This window comes from Sphingomonas sp. GW821-FHT10C01 (genome assembly GCF_059415525.1).
On sequence record NZ_JBWKNK010000001.1, the window covers coordinates 1,177,482 to 1,201,088 of the forward strand.

Consider the following 23,607-nt stretch of genomic DNA (forward strand, 5'->3'; position numbering starts at 1 on the left):
TGAGTTACTTGGCGCCGTCGGCGGTCTTGGCGACGGTATCGCCCGCCGATTTGACGTCCTTGCCCACGCCCTCGATCGTGTTGCACGCCGACAGGGCCAGCCCGACCAGCGCCATCGCAAGCAGCTTACGCATCTTCAGTCTCCGTCTTGGATTGCTGGGGATCAATGTGCGGCAAGCTGCTTCGTTCCACAATCGCCGCATGTCGAACCCGCTTGCCCTCAGAACGAATTAGGCCCGGACGCATCACCGGGGGGGGGGGAGGTGGATGCGTCCGGGCCTGTTTCGTGGATAGCGAGAGCGGGGGGGCAAAAGGTCGCTATCCGAGGTGCAGAACGCGGTCGAAACCCGCCGGTTCCGTGCCCGCGCAACTTTTTTGGAATTATTTTAGTGACGACCTGCTACCGCGATCGGAAGTTCGAACATCCCGGCCAGCGTGTCGTGATGGAGGCGTGAACGAAGTTGGCGGACGAGTCCGGCGATCACGCGGCCATAGCGATTGTCGAACAGGCCCGAGAAATTGGCGCTGTCGGTTAGCGCCGGTGAGCTGATCTGCAAGAGTGCCTGGCCGGGGTCCTCGGCATCCTTCATCGCGATGTGGATTTGCGCCGACGGGCTGACGTTCATCGCCAGCTCGACGATCTCGGTGATGAGGAACGCGATCGCCACGGCATTATCCTGTGACACCAGCCAAGGGTCGACGTCGAGCACGATGCCGATCCGTGAGTCTTCAGGCGCGGTCGCCCGCAGGTTCGATGCCAGCTCGCCAATCACCGGACGAATCTCGATGCCCAGCGTTTCCTCGAATCCGGCGTAATGGTGCCGATGGACCACTGCGAGCGCATCGACGCGACGCTGAATCGATGCATAGGCGCCGAGTGCTTCGCTCGATTTGGCACCCCGGGCGTGGAAGTTGATCAGGCTCGCGATCACCTGGAGGTTGTTCTTGACCCGGTGATGCACCTCACGCGTTAGCTTGGTCTGGCGGGCCAGACCTTCGGCGAGATCGAGCTCGTGTGCCTGTACGGTGCGGCTGAGGCCGCGGAAGGTTTCGCCCAGCTCACGGATTTCCTGCGCGGGAATATCGCTGCCCGCCTGCGGGTCGATGATCTCGCCGGGCTGATAGGCGCTGACTGTTCGCCTCAGACGGCGGAGCGGACGGATCAGCAGGCGATCGACCACGAACCACGCGATTCCCGCGGCCAGCAGCCACATCAGGAAGGGAGAGAGCGCGGCGATGACCATCGACGAGGTGATTGGTGCGCTGGCCACCGTCATCTCAAGCGACAGTCCCTGTACGCCGAGATCAACCCGCTGCGACTCGCGTCGGTTGAGCGCGCTGTTGCCGCCGAGCTTCCGCAACTCCAGCGAGGTTTCACCGGCCGCGATAGAGAGGCCGTAGTCGCGCGTCACGCCGCTTGGTTCTGCGGATGCTGCGAGGAATTGGGTAGGGAAGAAGGCGCGAGCGATATAGCCCGTCTGCCCGGTCACCTCGAGCTGCGCGCCGGAACCTGGGAGCAGGTACACGGCGGTGCCGCCGTGGGTGAGCGTCTGGTTACCAGCCGCCGGGATTGGCACACCACACAATAGCCGCTTGCCGGAGTCGAGAAGTGCATAGCGAACGCCGTTCATCGCCTGCGGTTCGAACACACCCGCAAGACGGCCGCAGTTCGGGGCGGCGCCTTCGATCGCGGGGAGGGCGCCGCGCAGCTCACGGAGTTCCCAGGCGATTTCGCTCCGAAGGGCGCGTGCGGACTCGGCGCTGGCGAGGCGAAGGCGTCCGCGGACCTCCTGGTCTGCGAGACGTGTGGTCTGAATCGAGGCAAAGAAGGCGATGAGCGCAAGCGGCAACAGGCCGGCGCTGAGAATCAGGAAAACCTTGGCGCCGGTCGGCATTCGCGCGATCGCGGCGATGGGCCGACCGCGGTTGCGGCGCGTCTGGTCGTCCCCGTCCATTGTCACATGGTTAATCGAGCTTGGTCAGAAGATCGAGAAGATCGTCGGGAATGCGTTCGTCCGCAGCGTCCTGATAGACGCGACGAAGCGCCTCGCCGATGTTGCGGTCCTTGCGTGTGGCCGTCTCGCCGCCTGTCCGCCCCAGCGGCTCTTTCTTGTTCTGATCGGCCGAACGCACTTCGTCCCCCTCAAAGCCCTGGGAATGGGCGGATGCACAAAAACACTGCCGACCGCAAGCGGCCAGAAACGCACAAGTACACATGTGCGCGACCGGTGAAACCAATTTGCGGCTCGTTGGTTCCACAAGGCGATGCGAAATCCGGGGAGGGGCATTCTTCGGACGCAGCAGCACGACTTGCATTGCCAGATTGCCGTCAGCACAAAGGACGGCAACCCGAAGGAGAATAACAACATCATGTCGCTTGGACAGCAGCTCGCTCCCCATCTTCCGTTTCTGCGCCGTTACGGTCGCGCCCTCACTGGGAGCCAGGCGGAAGGGGATCGTTATGTGCGTGCGACGCTGGAAGCGATCGTCGCTGCGCCTGAAGAGTTTCCGCGCCAGGTCGATCCCCGGCTAGGCCTCTATCGCACCTTCCAGGCGATCTGGGGCTCGACGCATCTCGACGACCGTGTGGAGGACAGCGATCCGCTCAACGATAATGAAGCGATCGCGCGGGCGCGCCTCGCCCGATTGGCGCCGCGTTCGCGCCAGGCATTGCTGCTGACCGCGATGGAGGGGTTCACCAGCGAAGATGCCGCCTATCTGCTCGAAGAGACGCCGGAGACCGTGGATAGTCTGGTTGCCGATGCACTTGCCGAGATCGACAGTCAGACGCGTGCGCGCGTTCTTATCATCGAGGACGAGCCGCTGATCGCGATGGATCTGGAGACGATCGTGCGCGACCAGGGGCATGACGTGACTGGAGTAGCCGTGACCCGCGACGAAGCCGTGGCGCTGGCGATGGATGACCGGCCGGGACTGGTGTTGGCTGACATCCAGCTTGCCGACGACAGCTCGGGCATCGATGCGGTGAAGGACATCCTGGCGCAATTCAACGTGCCGGTGATCTTTATCACCGCTTTCCCCGAACGCCTGCTGACGGGCGAGCGGCCGGAGCCGACCTTCCTGATCACCAAGCCGTTCCAGCGGTCGACGGTCAAGGCGGCGATCAGCCAGGCCCTGTTCTTCGACCAGTCGACGGTGCCGGCGCACTAGGATTGGACGCCGGGTTCCATTTCTTACGGAGCCAAAACGGTTCTCGCGTGTTGATGCTGCATGGTCGATCCGAACGAACCCATGCACATCGACGCCGAGCGCGCCCGCGCCGGGGCGACGCCGCATATGACCCGATACATCCTGTCGGTCTCGTTGGTTCTGATCATCATCATCTACGCCGTGTACCTGCTAATTCGAGCGGGTTGAGAGGCGGGTGCGCCCAGCGTATCTTTCTGAAGCGAAGCCGCATTCCGACGGCGAACAAGAACGGAACCGAATGACCGATACCGACCAGGAAGGCGAAGAGGGGACGCCGCCGGCCGAGCATGTTTCGCTCTCCGACCCGGAGTTCAAGGAGCAGCTCGCGACCGTGATCCCGCATCTGCGCGCATTTGGGCGATCGCTGTCGGGTAGCCGCGATGTCGCCGACGATCTGGTGCAGGAAACACTGCTCAAGGCATGGGCCGCGCGCAAGCGGTTCCAAGCGGGCACGAACATGCGCGCCTGGACCTTCATCATCTTGCGTAATCTGTATCTCAGCCAGATGCGCCGCTCCCGCTTTCGTGGTGAATGGGACGATCTGGTCGCGGATCGACTGCTCGCCGCGCCCGCGTCGCAGGACAAGCATGTCGATCTCGCGGATATGCAGCGCGCATTGTTGCATCTGCCCCAGCCGCAGCGCGAAGCGCTGATTTTGGTTGGCGCGGGCGGTTTTGCCTATGAGGAGGCGGCCGAGATTTGCGGTGTCGCCGTCGGCACGATCAAGAGTCGCGTCGCACGCGGGCGCGTCGCGCTCGAGGCGCTCATGAACAACGGCGAACTACCGTCGCGCCGCGACAGCGAAAGCGACGGCCGCACCGCGCTGGACACAATCATGGATGAAGTCGATCAGCTGAGCCGCGAACGCTGAGCGGCGCAGCTGACTTCGGATGTTACGGGCAGTGGTTGCCGTTCATTCGACGCAGCAGCAGGTTCATGTCGTCGGGCAGCTCGATATCGCGCAAATAGGTGTCGCGCAGCACGACGCCGATCGCATCATGCGGGCGCGGCAACTCGACGCGATAACCGCTGAGCGACTGTTGCGCATTGGCCTGCTGAGACGCGTGACGAACCATGAACATCCAAACGACCGATCGCCGGTTTTGTTGCTTGACATCGCGCACTTTCATTGCCTGACCGGTTTGCGATGGATGGGATGAACGGCGATGCGGGCGCGCTGCGCGACGCGATTGAGCGGGCGCGGCTGTGGTCGCCCTTTCTGGCGCACCTGATCGAGCGCGAGTCCGAGCTGATCGGACGGGTGCCCGAGGTGCTGGCTGATCCGCTCGCGGGGGTGCGGATCGACGATCCGGCAATGCCGGTGGGAAAGCGGCTGCGCGTCGAGCGGCGGCGGCTGGCGCTGAGCGTGGCGCTGGGCGACCTAGCGGGGCTGCTCGATTTTCGAGCCGCAACCCAGGCGTTGTCCGATTTCGCCGACTACGCGCTCGACGCCGCGATTGGCGCTGCCGTCGCCGAACGCGTACCGGAAGCCGGGCCGGACGGCTTTGCCGCCATCGCGTTGGGCAAGCAGGGCAGCCGCGAACTCAACTATTCCTCGGACATCGATCCGATCCTGATCTTCGATCCCGAGACCTTCCCTCATCGCGAGCGCGAGGCACCGGAGGAAGCGGCTGTGCGTGTCGGGCGGCGGGTGGTCGAACTTCTGCAGGCACGCGATGCCGACGGCTATGTGCTGCGGATTGATCTGCGTCTGCGGCCCTCACCCGAAGTGACGCCAATCGTTCTGCCGGTGGAGGCGGCGATCACCTACTATGAGTCGCAGGCGCTGCCGTGGGAGCGGGCCGCGTTTATCCGCTCGCGAGCGGCTGCCGGAGACACGCGGCTGGGTAACCAGTTCCTGGAGACGATCCGGCCGTTCGTGTGGCGACGTGCACTCGACTATGGAACGATTCGCGAGATACGCGGCATCTCTCGCCGGATCCGCGACCATCACGCGCAGGGCCAAGCGTTCGGGCCGGGTTATGACCTCAAGCGTGGACGCGGCGGTATTCGCGAGATCGAATTCTTCGCGCAGATCCACCAGCTCATCCATGGCGGTCGCGACCCGGCGTTGCGTGCGCCGGCCACGCTCGATGCGCTCGCGGCTCTGGCAGGCGAAGGACGAATCGATGCGGGCGACGCGGCGAAGCTCGCCGATGCCTATATTCTGCTGCGCACGATCGAGCATCGGGTGCAGATGATCGATGACCGGCAGACGCATCAGCTGCCCGAAGGCGAGGGGATCGACCGGGTCGCACGGCTGCATGGGCTGCCGGATGGCGCGGCCCTGCTCGATCTGTTGCGCCCACATGTCGAATTCGTCGGTCGGATCTATGACTCACTCGACGACGCGCCCGAAGGCGGGGGGCGGGTGGTTGCAAATGAATCCGGCGTCGAACAGGCATGCGCGACCGCCGGATTCGCGGACACCGAGGCGGCGGCGCGATTGGTCGCGGGATGGCGCGATGCGCGTTATCCCGCGTTGCGCAGCGCTCCGGCGCGGGCGGCGCTGGAAACGGTGCTGCCGCGGTTGATCGGGGCGATGGGCTCCGCGCCCGATCCCGACCAGGCGCTGGCGCGGCTCGACACGATCCTCTCGCGGCTGCCGAGTGCGCTCAATCTGTTCAATCTACTCGAGGCGCGGCCCCGGCTGACCGAGTTGCTCAGCACGATCCTGAGCCACGCCCCGACGCTTGCTGGCGCACTGGCGCGGCGGGTGGAACTGATCGACGGGTTGATTGATGCGACGGCGCTGGCCCCGGTCGGCGATGTCGAATCCCTTGCCGCCGAGCTGGGCGCGATCGAAGCGGGCGACGACTATCAGCGGTTGCTCGATCGCGTGCGCCGTTTGGTGGGCGAGAAGCGCTTCGCACTGGGATCGCAGATTGTGGCCGGGGTCAGCGATCCGCTTGACGTTTCGGCGGGCTATGCGCGCGTGGCCGAGGCCGCCCTTCAGGTGCTGGCGCGCGCGGCGAAGGACGAGTTTGCGGTGCGTCATGGACGAGTAGCGGACAGTGAACTTGTCGTGCTGGCGCTCGGGCGGTTCGGGGGTGGGGCGCTGACCCATGCGTCCGACCTCGACCTGATCTTCCTGTTCACCGGCGATCATATGGCCGAGTCCGATGGCGAGAAGCCGTTGGGCGCGGTCACCTATTACAACCGGCTGGCGCAGCGGGTGATCGCGGCGCTGTCGGTCGCCACCGCGGCGGGCGCGCTCTACGAAGTGGATACGCGGCTGCGCCCCTCGGGCGGGCAGGGGCCGCTGGTCGTGTCGCTCGACGGATTCGCGAAATACCAGCGCGAGGACGCCTGGACCTGGGAGCATATGGCGCTGACCCGCGCGCGCGCCGTGTTCGGGTCGGCGGAAGCCCGCGCGCAGGTGCAGGCGGTGATCGATACCGTGCTGAACGGCGACCGTCGCGAACGCGATATCGTGGCCGACGCGCGAAAGATGCGCGCGGACATGGCGTCGCACAAGCCGCCCGGCGGGCCGCTCGACGCCAAGCTGCTTCCGGGCGGATTGGTCGATCTCGAATTCGCCGTGCACACCCGTCAGCTGACGAGCCGAACCGGCTTCGATCCGAATCTGCGCCGGGCGATCGAATCGCTGGCGGAGCAGGGATTGCTGCCGGGCGACCTGGTCGAGGCGCATGATTTCCTCACCCGCCTGCTGGTGACGCTTCGCCTGGTCGCGCCCGATGTGAAGCCGCCCGCGCCCGCGACCCGGCCGGTGGTCGCCCATGCCGTGGGCGTTCGGGACTGGGAAGCGGTGCTTGCCGCGCTCGAGCAACATCGGCAGGAGGTGGCGAGGGCTTGGGAAGCCGTATCGCAACAGCAGGAGCAACGTGCATGACGATCGAAATCGGAAACGGGATTCCGGCGGTCGAACTGCTCGACAGTGACGACAAGCCCTTCATGCTGGATCGCTACGTCGGGGCGCCGCTGCTGCTCTATTTCTATCCCAAGGACGATACGGCGGGCTGTACGCGCGAAGCGCAGGAGTTCAGCGCGGAAAAAGCGGCGTTCGACGCGCTGGGCGTCAGGATCCTGGGCGTGTCGCGCGACACCGCGGCGAAGCACCGCAAGTTCATCGGCAAATATGAGCTGACGATACCGCTCGCCTCCGATCCTGACGGCAAGGTGCTGGAGGCGTTCGGCAGCTGGGTCGAAAAGTCGCTCTATGGCCGCAAATATATGGGGATCGACCGTTCGACCTTCCTGTTCGGCGCGGATGGCAAGCTCGCACAGGCATGGCGCAAGGTTCGCGTTCCGGGCCATGTCGAGGCGGTGCTGGCAGCGGCGAAGGAACTGGCGGCGCGCTGATGCAAACGGTGGCTCAGGCGGCGCGTGATGTGCTGCTGACGGCGAACCCCATGGCCAAGGTCGCGGCGGCGCGTAAGGCCGCGCGCGACTGGCGGCTGGGGCGGCTGGAGCATGGCTTTGACGTCGCGATGCCGGATCGGCCAGCTTGGCCCGCTGAGCCCGAGCTGCTCCCGCCCAGCCGGATGCCCAAGCGCGGGCGCGGCGGATCGGAACGCGGGCGCGTCGCGTTGATCCACGCGATCGCGCATATCGAATTTGTCGCGATGGACCTCGCCTTCGACATGGCGGGACGATTCGGTGCGCAATTCCCGCGCGAATTCACCGACGACTGGATGCGGGTCGGTGCGGACGAGGCGATGCACTTCGCGCTGCTGGACCGGCGATTGCGCCGGCTCGGCAGCCATTATGGCGCAATGCCCGCCCATGCGGGGTTGTGGGAAGCGGCCGAAACAACCGCCCGGGATGCGGCCGCGCGGCTGGCGGTAGTGCCGATGGCACTGGAGGCGCGCGGGCTCGACGTGACGCCGATGATGATCGAGCGGTTCGAGGCGGCCGGCGATGCGGTGACGGCGCGGATTCTTCGGCGGATCCTGAGCGACGAGGTGAGCCATGTCGCGGCGGGTACGCGCTGGTTCGAATCCCATTGCGCCGAGCGTCGAATCACGCCCGAGACGGAGTGGCGATCCCTGCTCGAACGCTATTTCGGAGGGTCGGTTAAGCCGCCGTTCAACGACTCGGCGCGTGCGACAGCCGGTTTAACGCGGGAATATTACGCGGCGCTTGCCCCGGAGTGATCGGGCGGTTCTAACCAGCCTCGTCAGGTGCGGAGGGGCTGCTCCTCGACAGGGTTTGGATTTTAACGAGGCGTGTGCCGCTGTTGGCGCGTGTCTGTAGTTGCCGGGGACTCATGGTCAGCACTGCACTCAACGCGAACCTCGCCACACGGTTCCGCAACTTCTTCACTACCCGTGATTTCATTTTCCATGATGGCCGCGACCTGAAGCGTTTCAGCGTTGCTGGGCGCACCCAGGCGATCCTCGCCGGTGTTGCCGCCGTCACCGTGACCTTCTCCGCCTATGGCGTTTCGCAGGCCGCGTTCGGCGCGGTGCAGGCGAGCGGCATCGCCGGCGAGGCTTCGACCCCCGAGGCGAAGCTGGCGAAGATGCAGGCCGAAGTCGCGAAGATGGAAGCCGATGTCGCCGCGGTAAAGCAGGCCGCCCAGCTCCACGCCGCGCGTGTCGAGCAGCGTCAGAAGATCATTGCCGGCGTCATGACCGGCAAGGGTTCGCCCGAGGATGTCGGCGCGCCGCTCCCCGCCGCCCAGGTTTCCGACAACGCGATGGCCCGCGAAGTGCTGGCGCCGCTGCGTGAGGTCGAGGCCCGCCAGGCGAAGCTTGCCGAGCAGGCGCGCAAGACCGCGCAGGTTCGTCTTCATCTGACCGAGCGTCATCTGCGCAGCCTGGGCATCAAGCCCGAGCGCTATGTCGCCGGCGGCATGGGCGGTCCGTACGAGCCGGTCTCGGCCGAAGCGGCAGCCGCTGTCGAGGTGAGCGCGGACGCGCAGTTCCGCTCGCTCTTCCAGACCTGGCAGAAGCTTGACGTGCTCGAGCAGACGGTGATCGCGATCCCGTCGATGCAGCCGGTCGAGAATGTGCGGCTGACGAGCAGCTTCGGCGTTCGGTCCGATCCGTTCCATGGCAGCGCCGCGATGCACGCAGGGATCGATATCCCGGGTCCGGTCGGCACGCCGATCTATGCGACCGCCGATGGCGTGATCGGCCGCGCCGGTCGTTTCGGCGGCTATGGCAACCTTATCACCGTCAACCACGGCAAGGGCATCGAAACCCGCTACGGGCATCTTTCGAAGATCCTCGTTGCCGGCAACACGCGCGTTCGTCGCGGTCAGCTGATCGGCCTGATGGGTTCGACCGGCCGCTCGACCGGCAGCCACCTTCACTACGAAGTGCGGATCGACGGCGCGGCGGTAAATCCGATGCCGTTCATGCAGAACGCCAATGTGTTCGATCAGATTCAGCAGCGCGCCGCGCCTGTCCAGTTGACCGCAGCGACCGGCAACTGAGCTTCAAGAGATAACAGGAGAGGGCGAGGGGCCGTCCGGCATGTCCGGGCGGCCCCTTCCTGTTGTGGTCCTTTCGGTTGCGGGTGGCGCCGCGCTTCCCTATCTCAACCCCATGGTCACCACCCTTTCCCCCGAGATCGGCCTGACGCCGTCGGCGGCGGCGCGCATTGCCGCCATCGCGACGAAGCAGGGCAAGCCCGCCATCCTGCGCCTTTCGGTCGAAGGGGGCGGTTGTTCGGGCTTCCAGTATAAGTTCGAGCTGGCGGAGAATGCGGACGCCGACGATGCGATCGCCGAGACGGACGGCGTGCGGCTTCTGGTCGATCCGGTCAGCCTTGATCTGGTGCGTGGCGCAAGCGTCGACTTCGTCGAATCGCTCGGCGGAGCCGCGTTCCGCGTGACCAACCCCAATGCCGCATCGGGCTGCGGCTGCGGCACCAGCTTCTCGGTCTGACGCCTTGAAGATCGTTACCTATAATGTGAACGGCATCAAGGCGCGTCTGCCGCGCCTGATCGAGTATCTCACCGAGCAGCAGCCCGATGTGGTTTGCCTGCAGGAGTTGAAGTCGGCGGACGAGGGGTTTCCCGAGAAGGACATCCGCGAGGCCGGCTATGGCGCGCTATGGCACGGCCAGAAAGGCTTCAACGGGGTCGCGATCCTCGCCAAGGGTGTCGATCCGGTTGAGCGCAAGCGCGGCCTGGATGGCGAGCCCGAGGATGAGCATAGCCGCTATATCGAAGCCGAGGTGAACGGCGTGGTTGTTGCGTCGATCTATCTGCCCAACGGCAATCCGGTGCCGGGGCCCAAGTTCGATTACAAGCTGCGCTGGATCGAGCGCCTTTCGGCGCATGCGCGCGAACTGCTGGCCGAGGAAGTTCCGGTCGTGCTGGCGGGGGACTATAATGTCATCCCCAATGACGACGACGTCTTCTCGGTCCGGGCCATGGCTGACGACGCGCTGATGCAACCCGAGTCGCGCCAAGGCTATCGCGCGCTGCTCGCGCAGGGCTGGACCGATGCGTTGCGCACCCGCTTTCCGGCGGGCGGCATCTGGACCTTCTGGGACTATCAGGCGGGCGCATGGCAGCGCGATGCGGGTTTCCGCATCGATCATCTGCTGCTCAGTCCGATCGCGGCGGACCGCCTGATCGGCGCGGGCGTCGACAAGGAGTATCGCGGCCGCGAGAAGGCCAGCGACCATGCGCCGACCTGGGCGAGCCTTCGCGGATGATTGCCCGCTGATTGGTGTATTTCACCATGTTTCGGTGAACTATTTCCGGATCGTAACAATTCGAACAAGCTAAGTCATTGATATTGCTTAGTCTCAGTGTTTGGCACGCATAATGCACTAACACAGAGGCGGGCGGGATGCAGTCACCCTTCGACCCGCAAAGGCGCAGAAGAGGAGCTGTATATGCGTTCGATGTTCAAAGGTTTCACCGCTGCCGTCTTCGCTGTCGGCATGGCCGCGACCGCCCATGCCGAGACCAAGCCCGGCACTTCCGCACCGGCCGCCCAGGCGACCGCCGAGGCGCAGCCGGTGAAGGATAAGCGCTATTGCATCGCGGGCAACCTCACCGGTTCGCGGGTTCTGAAGGATTGCCGCACGCGTGCCGAATGGCTGAAGCAGGGTTTCGATCCCCTCGATCCCAAGTGACGGGATCCTGAGACATGAGGGGCGCGGCCCGCGGGACCCCTAAACCGCGGGCCGCAACCCTCTTTCAAAGCTGTTTCGCGTAAACCTGATAGACGCGATTGATCTTGCTCTCGATGGTATCGGCGATGGCGACCATGCCCTGGTTGTCGTCGAGGACCCAGCCGATCTCGCCGCGAACCGCGCCATAATTGGCGATCGCCGAGCGGCGGATATATTCGATCATCATGAAGGCGAGCTGGCTCGCCATGCGCGACCCCTGAAGCCGCTTGACTACGCCCATCAACGGAACGCGCATCCCGCGTACGTTGGGCTTGCGCAGCCACCACAGCAGCTTTGCCCAGCCGAACGGGAACAGATTGCCGTTGAGCGGCGCGATCGCTTCGTTGAGGTCGGGCAAAGTGATCATGAACGCCACCGGCTCACCATCCAGCTCGGCGATGCGGATCAGATCCTCGAACACCAGCGGCTTGAGCTTCTTGCCGACATCGTCGATCTCGGGCTGAGTCAGCGGGACATAGCCCCAATTGTCCGACCAGGCATCGTTGAGGATCGCCAGGATCGTCGCGGCTTCCTGGTCGAAGCGCGACTTGTCGACCATGCGGATGCGGATACGGTCGCTCTTCTCGCCCATCGCGACGATGCGCTGGACGAGCGGCGGAAAGTCCTGGGTGATGTCGAGCTCGTACGTCAGCAACTGCTTGGCCGGCAGATAGCCCAGCGCCTCGATCCAGCCCTGATAGGCGGGCCGGTGATGGCCCATCATCACCATCGGCGGGTGATCATGGCCCTGGATGAGCAGGCCGGGCTCTTCCCAGATCGACAGCGAGACCGGTCCGATGGCGCGGGTCATACCGTTGTTGCGCAGCCAATCCTCGGCGGTGGTGATCAGGATGCGCGCCGTTTCGGCGTCCTCCGCTTCGAACAGTCCCCAGAAGCCGGTGCCGGGGCCAAAACCCTGTTCGGCCGGCATTTCGAGCGCGAGCTTGTCGATATGCGCGGAGATTCGGCCGACGATGCGGCCCTGACGTTCGGCGAGGAAGAGCTGCGCCACGGCATGGCTGAACCAGCCATTCTTCTTGGGATTGATCGTGCCCGCAACCTCGCTGCGCAGCGGTGGCACCCAATTGGGATCGCCGCGGTTGAGGCGAAAGGCGAGTTCGATGAAGTCGCGGGTATCCGTCTTGGTCTTGACCGGACGGACGGTGAGGGGAGGGTTGGCCAAGCGCGGCGCCTTTCGTTGATGCGCGATCGTTGATCAGGGTTGATGGCGGTCAAAGCGGTCCCGCATTGCGCCCGCCAAGTCAATCGTCGCGCGCACATGGGCGGAGAGACCGATGAAATGCCACGCAATGGCCACTATCTGATGCGAATGGCCGAACCCATGAATACGCTTACCCTTGATGCGTCCGATACCGGCGCGCCTGTTCAGGGCGCGAAGATCCGCCTGTCCGGCGTTGCCGACGATCGCGCGATGCTGCGTACCGCGGCGGAGCTGACGCGCGATCTGCAGACGCCGAATCCGCTGATCTACTGGGGCGATTTCCTCGGTTCCGCGGCGATCGGCTATGGCGCGCTCGCCGGCGCGATCCTGCTGCCGTCGACCGGCTGGGCGATCGCCAGCGCCGTGCTCGCGGTGATCGCGCTCTATCGCGCGAGCCTGTTCATCCATGAGATCACGCATCTCAAGCATTCGCTGCTGCCGGGCTTCCGCGTCGGCTGGAACCTGCTGCTCGGCATTCCGATGATGCTGCCGTCATTCATGTATGAGGGCATCCACACCATTCATCACAGCCGCACCAAATATGGCACGGTCGAGGACCCGGAATATCTTCCGCTCGCGCTGATGAAGCCGTGGACGTTGCCGGTGTTCCTGCTGGTGTCGGTGCTGATGCCGATCGGCCTGCTGCTGCGTTTCGGCGTGCTGGGGCCACTGTCGATGCTGTCGCCCAAGCTGCGCAAGCTGGTCGTGGGTCGCTATTCGGGACTTCAGATCAACCCGGCCTATGAGCGCCGCGCGCCCGAGGGCGAGTTCGCCAAGCAGTGGCGCTGGCAGGAAATCGGCGCCAGCCTGTGGGCGATCGCGCTCATCGTTCTGGTCGCGACCGGCGTGATCCCGTTCAAGGCGTTCGCGATCTTCCTCGGCGTCATCTCGGCTACCGCGGTTCTAAACCAGGTCCGCACGCTGGTCGCGCATCTGTGGGAGAATGACGGCGAGCCGCTGACGGTGACCGCGCAATATCTCGACAGCGTCAACGTGCCCGGCGGCTTCCTGCCCTATATCTGGGCGCCGGTGGGGCTGCGGTTCCATGCGCTGCACCATCTGCTGCCGAGCGTGCCCTACCACGCGCTGGGCGAGGCGCATCGCCGTATCTCGGCCGCGCTGGGGCAGGACTCGATCTACGAGGGCGCCAACTACCCGACGCTGCGCGGCCTGGTGGGCCGGCTGGCGACCAGCACGATGAAGCAGCGCGCGAGCTGAATTCTCGCGCCGCTGCCCGGTATTTCCCGATCTTGTCGGGTGGAAAATTGCGGCGCATGATGCCCCGGTGATAACCATGGGGGTCCATCGATGCTCACTCTAGCTGCACTCTTCATAGCGACCAGCGTTGGTGGGGGCTTGCAGGGCGCCGCGCCCGTCCCGACGCTGAAACCCAACGCTGACTCGACAGCGGAGCGGGCTGCGGTCCGCGCGTTCTCCAAGTGCATGGCGCGCCAGCGCCCGCGCTGGGCGCGGCAGGTGCTGGCGCAACCCTATCTCAGCAAGGGGCAGACCGATCTGCTGGATTCGATCGGAGCCGGCGACGATAGCTGTTCCGGAAACCGCGCGATGGAGATCACGCTTCGCCATTCCAGCATCGTCGCGGGAATTGCCGAGGAGCTTATCAAGGAGGATCTAGCTCAGGTCGGCATGAAGCGGGTATCCGCAGAACTGAACCGGGTTTCATCGCGAAATACGTCTGAAGACTTCGCGCTGTGCATCGTGGCACGGCGTTCGCAGGCTGCGCAGGATCTGGTGATGAGCAATCCGGGCAGCGACGCGGAGCGGGCGGCCGGCGAGCAGCTGGCACTTGGCGTACCATCCTGTACCAATCCGGGGGAAGCGGGCGTGGTCGATCTGCAGTCAATGCGGGCGTTGGCTGCGACCGCCTTCTATCGCGGTCTTAGGCAGGCGATCGATCCGACCGGCGCATCCTGAAACCGCGGGCGTCAGGCAGGCGTGTTCCACACGCTGCGTGACGCCCACTATCCGCATGCGGGCCGCGTCTTAGAACGGCTTGTCGGCCATAAACGGGTCGCGCCCGGCATTGCCGGGACCGGTCCGGATGTCCTGCTTCACCTGAGCCGCATCGCGGTCCCACTCCGCCTTGGTGCGGCAAACCCGCTTGGGCAGCCGAGTCCCGGTAGCGGTGATCCGACGGCAGACCTTCTTGGCATCCGCAGCCGGGCCATCTGCTTGGGCGGCGGCTGGCTGGGGCTCTGCAACGGTCGCGGGAAGAGCTGGTGTGGCAAGCCCAAGTGCAACCACGATCAGATTCGAAATCATCATTCTCTCCGCTCGATCCAAAGATACTGTGTGATCTACATCAAGCACTGACCGGAAAATAGTCGTAACGCAATCGCGTTGCGCAGCTGTCCTATTCTTCGGTCTTCAGCAGAACCGCTTCGCCGATCATCGCGAACAGAAGAAACGGTGCCCAGGCGGCGAGGAAGGGCGGATAGGCGCCGAGATTGCCCATCGCCAAGGCGAAATTGTCGGCGACGAAATAGAGGAAGCCGAGGCCCATCCCCATCACCGCGCGGACGAACAGCTTGCCCGAGCGCGCGATGCCGAACGCGGCTACGGCACCCAGTAGCGGCATCAGCACCGCCGAGAGCGGGCCGGACAGCTTGTGCCACAACGACCCCTCGAGCGCCTTAGTCGGGCGACCGGCAGCCTGGAGATCGTCGATCGCTTCCTTGAGCTCCCGGAACGACATCGATTCGGCATCGACATTGGACAGAGTGAACTGATCGGGGCGAACGCCTTCGCCGACGATGGTGCTGCCCAGCGGAGTGAGTTGGCCGGTGGTAACGTCGAAGCGTTCGGCATTGTCGACGCGCCAGCCCATACCGTCGCGTCGCCCGGTTTTGGCGCGGACGAGCGACTTCAGCACCGCGCCGTCACGTTCATAGACCGTGACGTCGAGCAGCTGTGCGCTCTCGCCCCGACCCTTGATTTGCTGGGCATGAATCAGGTGTGAGCCGTCGCGGACCCAGACGTTGCTGCGATCGCCGCGATCGATCGGCAGCACGCCGTAATCGACCTTCTTCCACTGCGCGAGCGTGGCGCTGGCGCGGGAGACGATACGGTCGTTGAAGGTGAAGGAGATCGCGGCAACGCCCAGGCCCGCGATCATCAGCGGTGCCAGCACCTGATGCGCGGAGAGGCCTGACGCCTTCATCGCGATCACCTCGCTGTTCTGGTTGAGCGTCGAGAGGGTGATGATGGTGCCCAGCAGCACCGAGAAGGGCAGGAAGGTCGAAATGATCTGGGGCGTGCGCAGGCCGACATAGCGCCAGATTTGCGCGTCGCCATTGCCAGCATGCGCGAGGATACGACCGGATTCGCTCAACAGATCGAGCGTCTGCAGGATCAGCACCAGCCCGAACAGAAAGGCGAAGGTGCTGATCAGGAACGACTTCGCCATGTAGAGCGAGATTGTCCGCGACGGGAAGAATCCTGTGATCGGGTTCATGCGCCTGCCACCCTGCGCTTCCGTCCGGGCAGCCATTTGGCAATGGCTTTCCATGCCTTGGCGAAGAATTTCTCCAGCGCGCCGATCGGCTGGCCGCCAGGAACATAGGCGATCGTGTAGTACATCCAGAACACCAGTCCCGCGAAGATCGCGAATGGCCCCCATAGCGCAATGATCGGATCGATCACGCCGCGAGCGCCCACGCCTTGGGCATACTGGTTGATCTTGTGATAGGTGACGATCATCACGATCGACAGGAAGACGCCGAGCGCCGAGGTCGATCGTTTGGGTGGAACGCCGAGCGCCAGTGCCAGGAACGGCAGCAGCAGCATTGTCGCGACCTCGACCACGCGGAAGTGGAATTCGGAGCGGGTGACCGCGCGCTGGGCTTCCGGCACCTTGGAATCGCGACCGAGCGTTGCGAGCTGCGGCAAGGTGAGTTCGAGCCTGTTCTCGCCACGCTGACGGAACTGTTCGAAGCGGGGGAGATCGATCGGCAGATCATGCGCGTCGAACGTCAGGACGCGCGGAACCTTGAACTTGGGCGACTGATGGATCAGCGTGCCCCGGGTCAGACGGAAGATGATCACATCGGGATCGTCGGTGCGCAGGAACTGGCCCTTTTCGGCGGTCGCGGAAACGATGTCGCCATTGGGTGCGCGGGCGCTGACGAAGATGCCGGACAGATCGGTGCCCTCGTTGCGGCTCTCCTCGATCCGCAGGGTCATCCGGTCGCCCATGTTGGTGAACTCACCGACCTTGATCGAGGCGCCGAGCGCGCCAGTCCGCAGCTCGAACCGCAGCCCTTCGTAATTGTAGCGGGCGAGCGGCTGGATAAAGCCGACGATGGCGAGGTTCAGGCCCGCCAGCGCGATCGCGAACATGAAGGGGACGCGCAGCATCCGGCCATAGCTCATCCCCACTGCGCGCAGCACATCAAGCTCGGAACTGGTGGCGAGACGACGGAAGGCGAGGAGGATGCCGAGCATCAGTCCGACCGGGATGCCGAGACCGAGATATTCCGGCAGCAGGTTGGCGAGCATCCGCCACACCACGCTGACCGGCCCGCCCTCGCTCGCCACGAAGTCGAACAGGCGAAGCATCCGGTCGAGGATCAGCAGCATCGCTGAGATCAGTAGCGTCGAGATCAGCGGAACCGCGATCAGGCGCGCCATATACCGGTCGAGTGCGGTCATGCGGGGAGGGTCTGCGGCCTGATCTTCATGGTGGTGCCGGCGAACCGGCTGCGATCCAACGCTATATCGTACGGCACGGTTAAATCTAGCCCGCCGCCGTTGCCGGCGCGGCCTCAGTATCGGCGGGGATGGTGATCGCGTCGGCGATCGCGGCCTCCAGCGCGGCAAGGGTGAAGGGCTTGCGCAGCACGGGGCGGCCGCCGAAGCGGTCGTGATCGGCCGCGTCGCCCGCATAGCCGGTGACAAAGAGCACCGCGACGCCATCCAACTGCGGTTCGAGCGCGGCGATCATCTCCGGCCCGGTCTGTCCGGGCATGATCACGTCGCTGACGACCAGATCGAGCGAATGGAGGCCTGCAACGATACGGGGTGCGGCAAGCGGATCATCGCATGCGACGGGCCGGTGGCCGAGTTCCTCCAGCGCGGCGAGTGTGGCGGCGAGGACGCGCGGATCGTCCTCGACCAGCAGGATGTCGAGCGCGCGATGCGGTTCGGTACGCGGGCCGATCTTCCTTGCCGTGTCCGGAACAGCCGGTTCGATGGCGCCATGGCAGGGGAGGAAGAGCGTGACGGTCGTGCCCGCGTCCGGCGTCGAATCGATCCGGATCTCGCCGCCTGACTGGCGTACGAAGCCGAAGATCTGGCTGAGGCCGAGGCCGGTGCCCTTGCCGACCGGCTTGGTGGTGAAGAAGGGCTCGAACACGCGCTCAACGACGTCGGGCGTCATGCCTGCGCCGGTGTCGGAGACGGCGATGGTGACATAGTTGCCCGGTGCGCATTCCGTCCCGGCTTCCCCTTCGAGCGCGGCGTAGCCGGTCGCGATGGTCAGCGTGCCACGTCCGTCCATCGCATCACGCGCGTTGACGGCGAGGTTGAGCAGCGCGTTCTCGAGCTGATGCCGGTCCGCCCAGACGTGCCAGCCTGACGCGTCGGTGCGGGTCTGTACGCTGATCCCTTCGCCCAAAGTGCGTTCGAGCAGGTTGGTCATGCCGGCGATCAATTCGACAGGCGCGATCGCCTGTGGCGTGAGCGGTTCGGCGCGGGCGAAGGCGAGCAGGCGACGGGTGAGTGTCGCCGCGCGGCTGGCGCCCTCGCTCGCATTGTCGATGTGCCGCGCGGATTGCGTGGCGTCTTCGGGCAAGTGGCGCTTGGCGAGTTCGAGACCGCCAAGAACGATCGCGAGCATGTTGTTGAAGTCGTGCGCGATCCCGCCCGTGAGCTGTCCGACGGCTTCCATCTTCTGCGCCTGGCGAAGCTGGGCTTCGGCGGCGGCGCGCTCGCGCGCTTCCTCCTGGAGCCCGGCAGTGGCGGCGGCGACCGCGGCCTCGAGTTCCGTTGCGCGTTCGCGCTGGGCCTGGGCTTCGGCGGCGGAGGCGGCCCGCTCGCGGATCGCGCGGATATTGAGCCAGCCTAGGACCATCGCGCCGAGCACGATCAGCATCCCGAACAGGATCAGGTTGCGCGTTTCCTCTTCCGCAGCGGCGGAGGTGAAGCGCGCGCGCCGCGACCGTTCGTTGAGCAACCTGCGCTCCGCCGCAACGATCTGGTCGAGCAGACTGCGGATGCGTGGGAGGGTGGGTGAGCGGCGCGCCTCGTCGAAATAGGCATAGGCCGCCTGGTTGCGCTTGAAGCGGGTGTTGAGCGCGATCTGTGACAGTTCCTTGCCACGCGCTTCCACCGCGGCGCGGAGGTCGACGATCAGGCTCTTTTCGGGATCGTGATCGCGGGTGCGGCGGGTGAGGAGGGTGAGCTGGCCTTCGGCGCGCTGCCATTCGGCGACATAATCCCGGCCGACGCTTTCCTCGCCGCTGACGACATAGCGGGCCAGCGTCGCCTCCGCGCTCGCGATCGTACCGGCGAGGCTCTGGGCGAGGATCATCACCTCATAGCTTTGCGACTGGCGCGCGAGCGCCGCGTCGCGTTCGGCATCGGCGGCGCGCTGGTTGGTGATCAGCGCCGCGAGCACCCCGATCCCAAGAACGGCGATCAGGATCATCATGACGGCGCGCCAGTCGAGCCGCGCGATACGCTGCGCCAGTCCGTTACTCTCGCTCATGGCGGCGATGCTAGGGCCGCAACGCCGTGCTGGCCAGCCCTCAGGCGATGACGCCCGTGGCCTGACCCGCCGCCTTGAACATGGCGAGGATGCGCTGGACCTGTTCCGGCGTGTGTTCGGCGCACAGCGAGCAGCGGAGCAGGAAGGTGCCCGCCGGAGTCGCTGGCGGTCGCGCCATGTTGACGTACAGACCGTTGTCGAGCAGCGCCTGCCACATCATCACCGCCTGTTCCTGATCGTTCAGGATCACGGCGATGATCGCACTGTCGCAGGTCTCGGTGCCGAGCTTGAAGCCCATTTCGGTGAGGCCGCTATGCACCGCGCGTGCGTTTTCCCACAGATGCTGGCGCTTGTTGTGGGCGTGCTTCAGCTTGCGGATCGATGCCGCCGCGGTGGCGACGACGCTGGGCGGCAGCGATGCGGTGAAGATATAGGCGCGGCAGGCGAGGCGGATCGCCTCGAACTTCGGGTGGTTCGAGACGCAGAAGCCGCCGACGGTTCCGACCGATTTGGAGAAGGTGCCGACGATGAAGTCGACATCGCCCTCGCACCCCTGCGCTTCGTATACGCCGCGGCCATTGGGGCCGTAAAAGCCCATCGAGTGGGCTTCGTCGGAGAGGACCATCGCGCCGTGCTTCTTGGCGACCGCGACCATTTCCTTGAGCGGCGCGACGTCGCCGAGCATCGAGTAGACGCCCTCGAGCACCACCAGCTTGCCTGCCTCCGGGGGCAGACGGCCGAGGCGCTTGTCGAGATCCTCGACGCTGTTGTGGCGGAAGCGGACGATTTCCGCATAGCCCTGCTTGCAGCCGTCATAGATGCTGGCGTGGCTGTCGGCATCGAGGATGACATAGTCGCCCTTGCCGGCCAGCGTCGCGATCATGCCGAGATTGGCCATGTAGCCGGTCGAGAAGACGATCGCGCCGGTGGTGCCATAGAAATCGCGCAGCGCTTCCTCGACCTCCATATGGTCACGGAAGGTGCCGTTGAGCATGCGGCTGCCATTGGTGCCGCTGCCGAACTGATCCAGCGCGTCCTTGCCGGCTTGGATCACGTCCGGGTCGAAGGTCATGCCCATGTAATTGTAGGTGCCGAGCAGGATCGTGTCCTTGCCCTTGATCACCGCCTCGGTCGGCGATTTCACCTGTTCCATCACGATCGCGAACGGATCGGTAACGCCGCTGTCGAGCAGGGCCTGACGCTCGGCGATCAGGCCGTCGAACTTGCTCATCAGGTCGCCCTGCGCGCCGACGGGCACGTCAGGGGCGTCGGGGGTCGCGATCGAATCGGTCATGTCAGGCGGCCTTGAGCTTCTGAACGGCATCGACGAGCTGGCCGACGGTCTCGATCTCGGCCTGCATGTTCATCGTGATGATGATGTCGAATTCGTCCTCGATCGCCGCGACGAAGTCCATGACGGTGAGGCTGTCCCACTCCAGGTCGCCGGCGAAGGTGGTGGAATCGGCGAGCTCGATGCCCTTCTTGTTGAAGGGTTCGATCAGGCCGGAGACGGTGGTGAAGATGTCGTTGCGGTCGCTCATGGGTGGTCCTTAATTTGCCCAACGCCAAGTGCCAAGCGATTGCGGCGGAAACGGGGTGAAGCCGGGGCGGGATCGGCCTACTCAAAGTGAGCGAAGTTGACAGGCCTCTCTGGAGAAGTTGACACGAAACGCATGTTTCTCGCGCGCGGTGTCAACCGATTGCAGGATCCACGGGCGAGCAAAGCGGAGCAGGCGAACTCCAACATTGCAAGTCTGGTCAGAGCCGGCGGTACATGATCAGCAGGTCGGCGAAGCGACCGTCGCGGTGGTGGAAGGCTTCAGGGACGGTGCCGATCACCGCGAAACCGAGCGATTTCCACAAGGCCACCGCCGCTTGGTTGTCCGAAACGACCGCATTGAATTGCATCGCGCGGAACCCGGCCTCCTTCGCCCAGGCGACGACATGCTCGCCAAGTCGCCGCCCGACACCGCGGCCGCGACCATCGGGCGCGACCATGAAACTGGCATTGGCGATGTGATCGCCCGGCCCCTGCTGATTGCGGCTGAGCCTGGCGGTGCCGAGGATCGTGCCGTCGGCATCCTCGGCGACGACGGTCCCGCCCGGTGCGGTCGCGACCCAGAGTGCGCGATAGGCTTCGTCCGACAGGTCTGAATCATAGGTGTAGCTGGTACCGCTCTCGACTACATGATCGATGATCGCGCGGACCGCCGGCCAGTCGCGATCCTCGAACGAGCGGATCCGGAAATCGGTCACAGCAATCCTTCGGCGCGGTACCAGGCGGCGGTCTGGGCGAGACCTGCCGAGGTGGCGATCTGCGGTGCCCATAGCTCGACCGGCGGACGGCGGCTTGGGTCGGTCGTCCAATCGGGGTGGCTGAGATAGGCCGCGCGATCAGGCGTCAGCTTGGCGCTCGCTTCGCGGAAGAAGCGGTCGGCGCGGGCGGCCAGATGGAGCAGGCCGCGGGGCACCGAAAGGGGGAGCGGGCGCTTGCCCACTGCGTCGCCGACGAGACGCGCGAACTGCGCATGGGTATAGCCGCCGTCGACCCCGTCGTCGCACTCATAGATGTGGCGGCCCGGATCGGTGAGCGCGAGCGTGACCAGCAGCCGTGCGAGATCGGCGACATGGACCAGCGAGATGCGGCCTGCTGGCGGCAACAGCACGAACCCCGATTTCGCCATGCGGAAGATGTCGCGCATCTCCATGTCGCCCGGACCATAGACGCCGGGCGGCCGGATCATGGTCCAGTCGAGACCGGAATCGCGTACCTCCCGCTCGGCCAGCTCCTTGGAGTGGCCATATTGCGAAAGCTGCGGCTCGCGCGCCGACATGGAAGAGACATGGACGAAGCGCCTGACCCCCATCGATACAGCTGCGGCGGTCATGCGGCGGGTGCCGTCGACATTGCCGCGAATGAAACCCTGAGGCGTGGGCGCGTTGACTACCCCGGCGATGTGGATCACCGCATCGGCACCGCTGGCGAGCCGGGCCAGCGCCTCTTCATGCTCCAGATCGCCTGCGATCCAACTGACGCCGTCGCGCGCCGGCTGTTCGCGCCGGGTGAGCGCGCGGACATGGATACCCCGGGCCAGCGCATGCTCGACCGCCGCCTTGCCGACAAAGCCGGTGGCGCCGGTGAGCGCGAGCGTCGTCACAGCAGCGCCATATGGTTGCGGTGGACCAGCGTGGAGCGGGGCGCGTAGCCGAGGATGTCGCCCTGATCGTCGCTGCGCGTGCCGAGGATCGCCTGCGCGTCGGGTGCATCATATTCGGAGAGGCCGCGCGCGATTGGGCCGTTGGGCCCTTCGATCGTCACAAGATCGCCGCGAAAGAACACGCCGCGGATCGCGGTCGCGCCGATCGCCAGCAAGCTGCGCCCCTCGGTCAGCGCCTGCGCCGCACCCGCGTCGACGGAGATGCTGCCCTTCGCAGTCAGGCGGCCTGCGAGCCAAGCCTTGCGCGCGCGCGTCCGCTTCTCGGGGAGGAAGACGGTGTGGCGTACGTCGGCGGAGAGCGGGCGGCCGATCCGGCCGTTGGCGATGGCAAGCGACACGCCGGCCGACGCGGCGATGCGCGCCGCCTCAATCTTCGAGACCATGCCGCCCGAACCCATGCCCGAGGCGGAGCCGCGATCGGCCATCCCCTCGATCCGACCGTCGATTCGGTCGACCACGGGGATATGGACCGCGCCAGGGAGCGCCGGGTTGCGGTCGTACAGGCCATCGATATCGCTGAGCAGCACGACGCCGCTGGCATCCGCAGCCTGAGCGACACGCGCGGCGAGCCGGTCATTGTCGCCGAAGCGGATTTCGGCGGTGGCGACGCTGTCATTCTCGTTGATCACCGGCACCACGCCGAGTGACAATAGTCGCCCGAGGGTGGCGGAGGCGTTCAAATAGCGGCGGCGATCCTCGAGATCGTCGAGCGTCACGAGCATCTGCGCCGCGGTGAGGCCGTTGGCGGCCAGGACTTCGGCCCAGACCTGCGACAGCGCGATCTGGCCGGTCGCGGCGGCCGCCTGCGCGTCCTCGAGGCTGGAGCGGCCGCCCTTGGCGAGCTTCAGCCGGCGCGCGCCGAGCGCGATCGCGCCCGAGGAGACGACGGCGACCTGTTGCCCCGCCTGGACGCGCGCGGCGATGTCGGCGGCGATCCCTTCAAGCCAGTCGCGCCAGATCGCGCCCTCCGGGTCGACGAGCAGCGCCGAACCGATCTTGACGACGAGACGCGGGCAGGAAGCGGGCGGAAACAAGTGCATGACAAGGGGCGCTTAGCGCGGACGCACGGCCTGCGCCAATGATGTTATCCTGCGTTGGACCAAGGCTGGCTGTTCCGCGTGACGATGGCCG

General features: G+C 65.4%; 26 protein-coding genes. 12 read left to right on the forward strand and 14 right to left on the reverse strand.

Annotated elements, in window-relative coordinates; genetic code table 11:
* Positions 1 to 4 precede the first annotated feature (4 nt).
* From AC07M1_RS05750 to AC07M1_RS05760, 3 genes are all read right to left on the reverse strand, one after another.
* The gene (locus tag AC07M1_RS05750; protein WP_495161606.1) at positions 5 to 133 is read right to left on the reverse strand and encodes an entericidin A/B family lipoprotein; all 129 of its coding nucleotides are present in this window, start codon (positions 131 to 133) and stop codon (positions 5 to 7) included.
* 252 nt (positions 134 to 385) lie between these two features.
* Complete coding sequence (locus AC07M1_RS05755; protein WP_495161607.1) at positions 386 to 1,954, reverse strand: sensor histidine kinase; 1,569 nt, start codon at positions 1,952 to 1,954, stop codon at positions 386 to 388.
* A gap of 10 nt (positions 1,955 to 1,964) precedes the next feature.
* On the reverse strand, positions 1,965 to 2,399 hold the full coding sequence (locus AC07M1_RS05760) for a NepR family anti-sigma factor (RefSeq protein WP_495161608.1): 435 nt from the start codon (positions 2,397 to 2,399) through the stop codon (positions 1,965 to 1,967).
* Here AC07M1_RS05760 and AC07M1_RS05765 point away from each other — a divergent pair.
* The 3 genes from AC07M1_RS05765 (at position 2,370) to AC07M1_RS05775 (ending at position 4,080) form a co-directional block, all read left to right on the forward strand.
* Positions 2,370 to 3,170, forward strand: a complete 801-nt coding sequence (locus AC07M1_RS05765) for a response regulator (RefSeq protein ID WP_495161609.1) — start codon at positions 2,370 to 2,372, stop codon at positions 3,168 to 3,170. The genes AC07M1_RS05760 and AC07M1_RS05765 overlap by 30 nt on opposite strands.
* A 60-nt stretch (positions 3,171 to 3,230) precedes the next feature.
* Complete coding sequence (locus AC07M1_RS05770) at positions 3,231 to 3,377, forward strand: hypothetical protein (protein WP_495161610.1); 147 nt, start codon at positions 3,231 to 3,233, stop codon at positions 3,375 to 3,377.
* A gap of 70 nt (positions 3,378 to 3,447) precedes the next feature.
* A complete protein-coding gene (locus AC07M1_RS05775; protein ID WP_495161611.1) occupies positions 3,448 to 4,080 on the forward strand; it encodes a sigma-70 family RNA polymerase sigma factor in 633 nt (210 codons plus the stop codon).
* Between the two features lie 22 nt (positions 4,081 to 4,102).
* On the opposite strand, the gene AC07M1_RS05780 is transcribed toward AC07M1_RS05775, so the two are convergent.
* On the reverse strand, positions 4,103 to 4,291 hold the full coding sequence (locus AC07M1_RS05780; protein ID WP_495161612.1) for a hypothetical protein: 189 nt from the start codon (positions 4,289 to 4,291) through the stop codon (positions 4,103 to 4,105).
* A gap of 74 nt (positions 4,292 to 4,365) precedes the next feature.
* Between AC07M1_RS05780 and AC07M1_RS05785 the strand changes: the two genes are divergently transcribed.
* The 7 genes from AC07M1_RS05785 (at position 4,366) to AC07M1_RS05815 (ending at position 11,270) form a co-directional block, all read left to right on the forward strand.
* Complete coding sequence (locus AC07M1_RS05785; RefSeq protein WP_495162817.1) at positions 4,366 to 7,062, forward strand: bifunctional [glutamine synthetase] adenylyltransferase/[glutamine synthetase]-adenylyl-L-tyrosine phosphorylase; 2,697 nt, start codon at positions 4,366 to 4,368, stop codon at positions 7,060 to 7,062.
* The gene (locus AC07M1_RS05790) at positions 7,059 to 7,532 is read left to right on the forward strand and encodes a peroxiredoxin (RefSeq protein WP_495161613.1); all 474 of its coding nucleotides are present in this window, start codon (positions 7,059 to 7,061) and stop codon (positions 7,530 to 7,532) included. The genes AC07M1_RS05785 and AC07M1_RS05790 overlap by 4 nt, the downstream gene beginning before the upstream one ends.
* The gene (locus AC07M1_RS05795; protein WP_495161614.1) at positions 7,532 to 8,326 is read left to right on the forward strand and encodes a ferritin-like domain-containing protein; all 795 of its coding nucleotides are present in this window, start codon (positions 7,532 to 7,534) and stop codon (positions 8,324 to 8,326) included. Before AC07M1_RS05790 ends, AC07M1_RS05795 begins: the two co-directional genes overlap by 1 nt.
* A 113-nt stretch (positions 8,327 to 8,439) precedes the next feature.
* On the forward strand, positions 8,440 to 9,612 hold the full coding sequence (locus AC07M1_RS05800) for a peptidoglycan DD-metalloendopeptidase family protein (RefSeq protein WP_495161615.1): 1,173 nt from the start codon (positions 8,440 to 8,442) through the stop codon (positions 9,610 to 9,612).
* Between the two features lie 112 nt (positions 9,613 to 9,724).
* Positions 9,725 to 10,066: an iron-sulfur cluster insertion protein ErpA gene (gene erpA, locus AC07M1_RS05805; protein WP_495162818.1), complete on the forward strand. Its 342-nt coding sequence runs from the start codon at positions 9,725 to 9,727 to the stop codon at positions 10,064 to 10,066.
* 4 nt (positions 10,067 to 10,070) lie between these two features.
* Complete coding sequence (xth, locus tag AC07M1_RS05810) at positions 10,071 to 10,844, forward strand: exodeoxyribonuclease III (RefSeq protein ID WP_495161616.1); 774 nt, start codon at positions 10,071 to 10,073, stop codon at positions 10,842 to 10,844.
* 183 nt (positions 10,845 to 11,027) lie between these two features.
* The gene (locus AC07M1_RS05815) at positions 11,028 to 11,270 is read left to right on the forward strand and encodes a hypothetical protein (protein WP_495161617.1); all 243 of its coding nucleotides are present in this window, start codon (positions 11,028 to 11,030) and stop codon (positions 11,268 to 11,270) included.
* A gap of 64 nt (positions 11,271 to 11,334) precedes the next feature.
* Here AC07M1_RS05815 and AC07M1_RS05820 read toward each other — a convergent pair whose 3' ends face one another.
* Positions 11,335 to 12,492 carry an N-acetyltransferase gene (locus tag AC07M1_RS05820; RefSeq protein WP_495161618.1) on the reverse strand — a complete coding sequence of 386 codons (1,158 nt, stop codon included), beginning with the start codon at positions 12,490 to 12,492 and terminating at the stop codon, positions 11,335 to 11,337.
* 147 nt (positions 12,493 to 12,639) lie between these two features.
* On the opposite strand from AC07M1_RS05820, the gene AC07M1_RS05825 reads away from it, so the two are divergent.
* Positions 12,640 to 13,749 carry a fatty acid desaturase family protein gene (locus AC07M1_RS05825; protein ID WP_495161619.1) on the forward strand — a complete coding sequence of 370 codons (1,110 nt, stop codon included), beginning with the start codon at positions 12,640 to 12,642 and terminating at the stop codon, positions 13,747 to 13,749.
* Between the two features lie 225 nt (positions 13,750 to 13,974).
* Entirely contained in the window at positions 13,975 to 14,466 is a 492-nt protein-coding gene (locus AC07M1_RS05830) for a hypothetical protein (RefSeq protein ID WP_495161620.1), read from the forward strand.
* Between the two features lie 69 nt (positions 14,467 to 14,535).
* On the opposite strand, the gene AC07M1_RS05835 is transcribed toward AC07M1_RS05830, so the two are convergent.
* From AC07M1_RS05835 to proB, 9 genes are all read right to left on the reverse strand, one after another.
* Complete coding sequence (locus AC07M1_RS05835) at positions 14,536 to 14,814, reverse strand: hypothetical protein (protein ID WP_495161621.1); 279 nt, start codon at positions 14,812 to 14,814, stop codon at positions 14,536 to 14,538.
* Between the two features lie 91 nt (positions 14,815 to 14,905).
* The gene (lptG, locus tag AC07M1_RS05840; RefSeq protein ID WP_495161622.1) at positions 14,906 to 16,006 is read right to left on the reverse strand and encodes an LPS export ABC transporter permease LptG; all 1,101 of its coding nucleotides are present in this window, start codon (positions 16,004 to 16,006) and stop codon (positions 14,906 to 14,908) included.
* The gene (gene lptF, locus AC07M1_RS05845) at positions 16,003 to 17,202 is read right to left on the reverse strand and encodes an LPS export ABC transporter permease LptF (RefSeq protein WP_495161623.1); all 1,200 of its coding nucleotides are present in this window, start codon (positions 17,200 to 17,202) and stop codon (positions 16,003 to 16,005) included. Before lptF ends, lptG begins: the two co-directional genes overlap by 4 nt.
* Positions 17,203 to 17,287: 85 nt before the next feature.
* Positions 17,288 to 19,258, reverse strand: coding sequence for an ATP-binding protein (locus AC07M1_RS05850; protein ID WP_495161624.1), 1,971 nt, complete (start codon positions 19,256 to 19,258; stop codon positions 17,288 to 17,290).
* 40 nt (positions 19,259 to 19,298) lie between these two features.
* Positions 19,299 to 20,552 carry a serine palmitoyltransferase gene (gene spt, locus AC07M1_RS05855; RefSeq protein WP_495161625.1) on the reverse strand — a complete coding sequence of 418 codons (1,254 nt, stop codon included), beginning with the start codon at positions 20,550 to 20,552 and terminating at the stop codon, positions 19,299 to 19,301.
* A gap of 1 nt (position 20,553) precedes the next feature.
* Complete coding sequence (locus tag AC07M1_RS05860) at positions 20,554 to 20,799, reverse strand: acyl carrier protein (RefSeq protein WP_447728851.1); 246 nt, start codon at positions 20,797 to 20,799, stop codon at positions 20,554 to 20,556.
* 217 nt (positions 20,800 to 21,016) lie between these two features.
* Positions 21,017 to 21,514, reverse strand: coding sequence for a GNAT family N-acetyltransferase (locus AC07M1_RS05865; protein WP_495161626.1), 498 nt, complete (start codon positions 21,512 to 21,514; stop codon positions 21,017 to 21,019).
* Entirely contained in the window at positions 21,511 to 22,416 is a 906-nt protein-coding gene (locus tag AC07M1_RS05870; RefSeq protein ID WP_495161627.1) for an NAD-dependent epimerase/dehydratase family protein, read from the reverse strand. The genes AC07M1_RS05865 and AC07M1_RS05870 overlap by 4 nt, the downstream gene beginning before the upstream one ends.
* Positions 22,413 to 23,516 (reverse strand): glutamate 5-kinase, encoded by a 1,104-nt coding sequence (gene proB / locus AC07M1_RS05875; RefSeq protein ID WP_495161628.1) that lies wholly within the window; start codon positions 23,514 to 23,516, stop codon positions 22,413 to 22,415. Before proB ends, AC07M1_RS05870 begins: the two co-directional genes overlap by 4 nt.
* Between the last annotated feature and the right edge of the window lie 91 nt (positions 23,517 to 23,607).

Bases quoted from the DNA above. Each gene is read 5' to 3' on its own strand.
- AC07M1_RS05765 (WP_495161609.1), top strand. From the start codon at position 2,370: ATGTCGCTTGGACAGCAGCTCGCTCCCCATCTTCCGTTTCTGCGCCGT.
- proB (WP_495161628.1), bottom strand. From the start codon at position 23,516: ATGCACTTGTTTCCGCCCGCTTCCTGCCCGCGTCTCGTCGTCAAGATC.
- AC07M1_RS05755 (WP_495161607.1), bottom strand. From the start codon at position 1,954: ATGGACGGGGACGACCAGACGCGCCGCAACCGCGGTCGGCCCATCGCC.
- AC07M1_RS05850 (WP_495161624.1), bottom strand. From the start codon at position 19,258: ATGAGCGAGAGTAACGGACTGGCGCAGCGTATCGCGCGGCTCGACTGG.
- erpA (WP_495162818.1), top strand. From the start codon at position 9,725: ATGGTCACCACCCTTTCCCCCGAGATCGGCCTGACGCCGTCGGCGGCG.
- AC07M1_RS05815 (WP_495161617.1), top strand. From the start codon at position 11,028: ATGCGTTCGATGTTCAAAGGTTTCACCGCTGCCGTCTTCGCTGTCGGC.
- AC07M1_RS05860 (WP_447728851.1), bottom strand. From the start codon at position 20,799: ATGAGCGACCGCAACGACATCTTCACCACCGTCTCCGGCCTGATCGAA.
- spt (WP_495161625.1), bottom strand. From the start codon at position 20,552: ATGACCGATTCGATCGCGACCCCCGACGCCCCTGACGTGCCCGTCGGC.
- AC07M1_RS05795 (WP_495161614.1), top strand. From the start codon at position 7,532: ATGCAAACGGTGGCTCAGGCGGCGCGTGATGTGCTGCTGACGGCGAAC.
- AC07M1_RS05750 (WP_495161606.1), bottom strand. From the start codon at position 133: ATGCGTAAGCTGCTTGCGATGGCGCTGGTCGGGCTGGCCCTGTCGGCG.
- AC07M1_RS05785 (WP_495162817.1), top strand. From the start codon at position 4,366: ATGAACGGCGATGCGGGCGCGCTGCGCGACGCGATTGAGCGGGCGCGG.
- AC07M1_RS05780 (WP_495161612.1), bottom strand. From the start codon at position 4,291: ATGTTCATGGTTCGTCACGCGTCTCAGCAGGCCAATGCGCAACAGTCG.
- AC07M1_RS05830 (WP_495161620.1), top strand. From the start codon at position 13,975: ATGGCGCGCCAGCGCCCGCGCTGGGCGCGGCAGGTGCTGGCGCAACCC.
- lptF (WP_495161623.1), bottom strand. From the start codon at position 17,202: ATGACCGCACTCGACCGGTATATGGCGCGCCTGATCGCGGTTCCGCTG.
- AC07M1_RS05790 (WP_495161613.1), top strand. From the start codon at position 7,059: ATGACGATCGAAATCGGAAACGGGATTCCGGCGGTCGAACTGCTCGAC.
- AC07M1_RS05825 (WP_495161619.1), top strand. From the start codon at position 12,640: ATGGCCGAACCCATGAATACGCTTACCCTTGATGCGTCCGATACCGGC.
- AC07M1_RS05770 (WP_495161610.1), top strand. From the start codon at position 3,231: ATGGTCGATCCGAACGAACCCATGCACATCGACGCCGAGCGCGCCCGC.
- AC07M1_RS05800 (WP_495161615.1), top strand. From the start codon at position 8,440: ATGGTCAGCACTGCACTCAACGCGAACCTCGCCACACGGTTCCGCAAC.
- lptG (WP_495161622.1), bottom strand. From the start codon at position 16,006: ATGAACCCGATCACAGGATTCTTCCCGTCGCGGACAATCTCGCTCTAC.
- AC07M1_RS05775 (WP_495161611.1), top strand. From the start codon at position 3,448: ATGACCGATACCGACCAGGAAGGCGAAGAGGGGACGCCGCCGGCCGAG.
- AC07M1_RS05760 (WP_495161608.1), bottom strand. From the start codon at position 2,399: ATGGGGAGCGAGCTGCTGTCCAAGCGACATGATGTTGTTATTCTCCTT.
- AC07M1_RS05835 (WP_495161621.1), bottom strand. From the start codon at position 14,814: ATGATTTCGAATCTGATCGTGGTTGCACTTGGGCTTGCCACACCAGCT.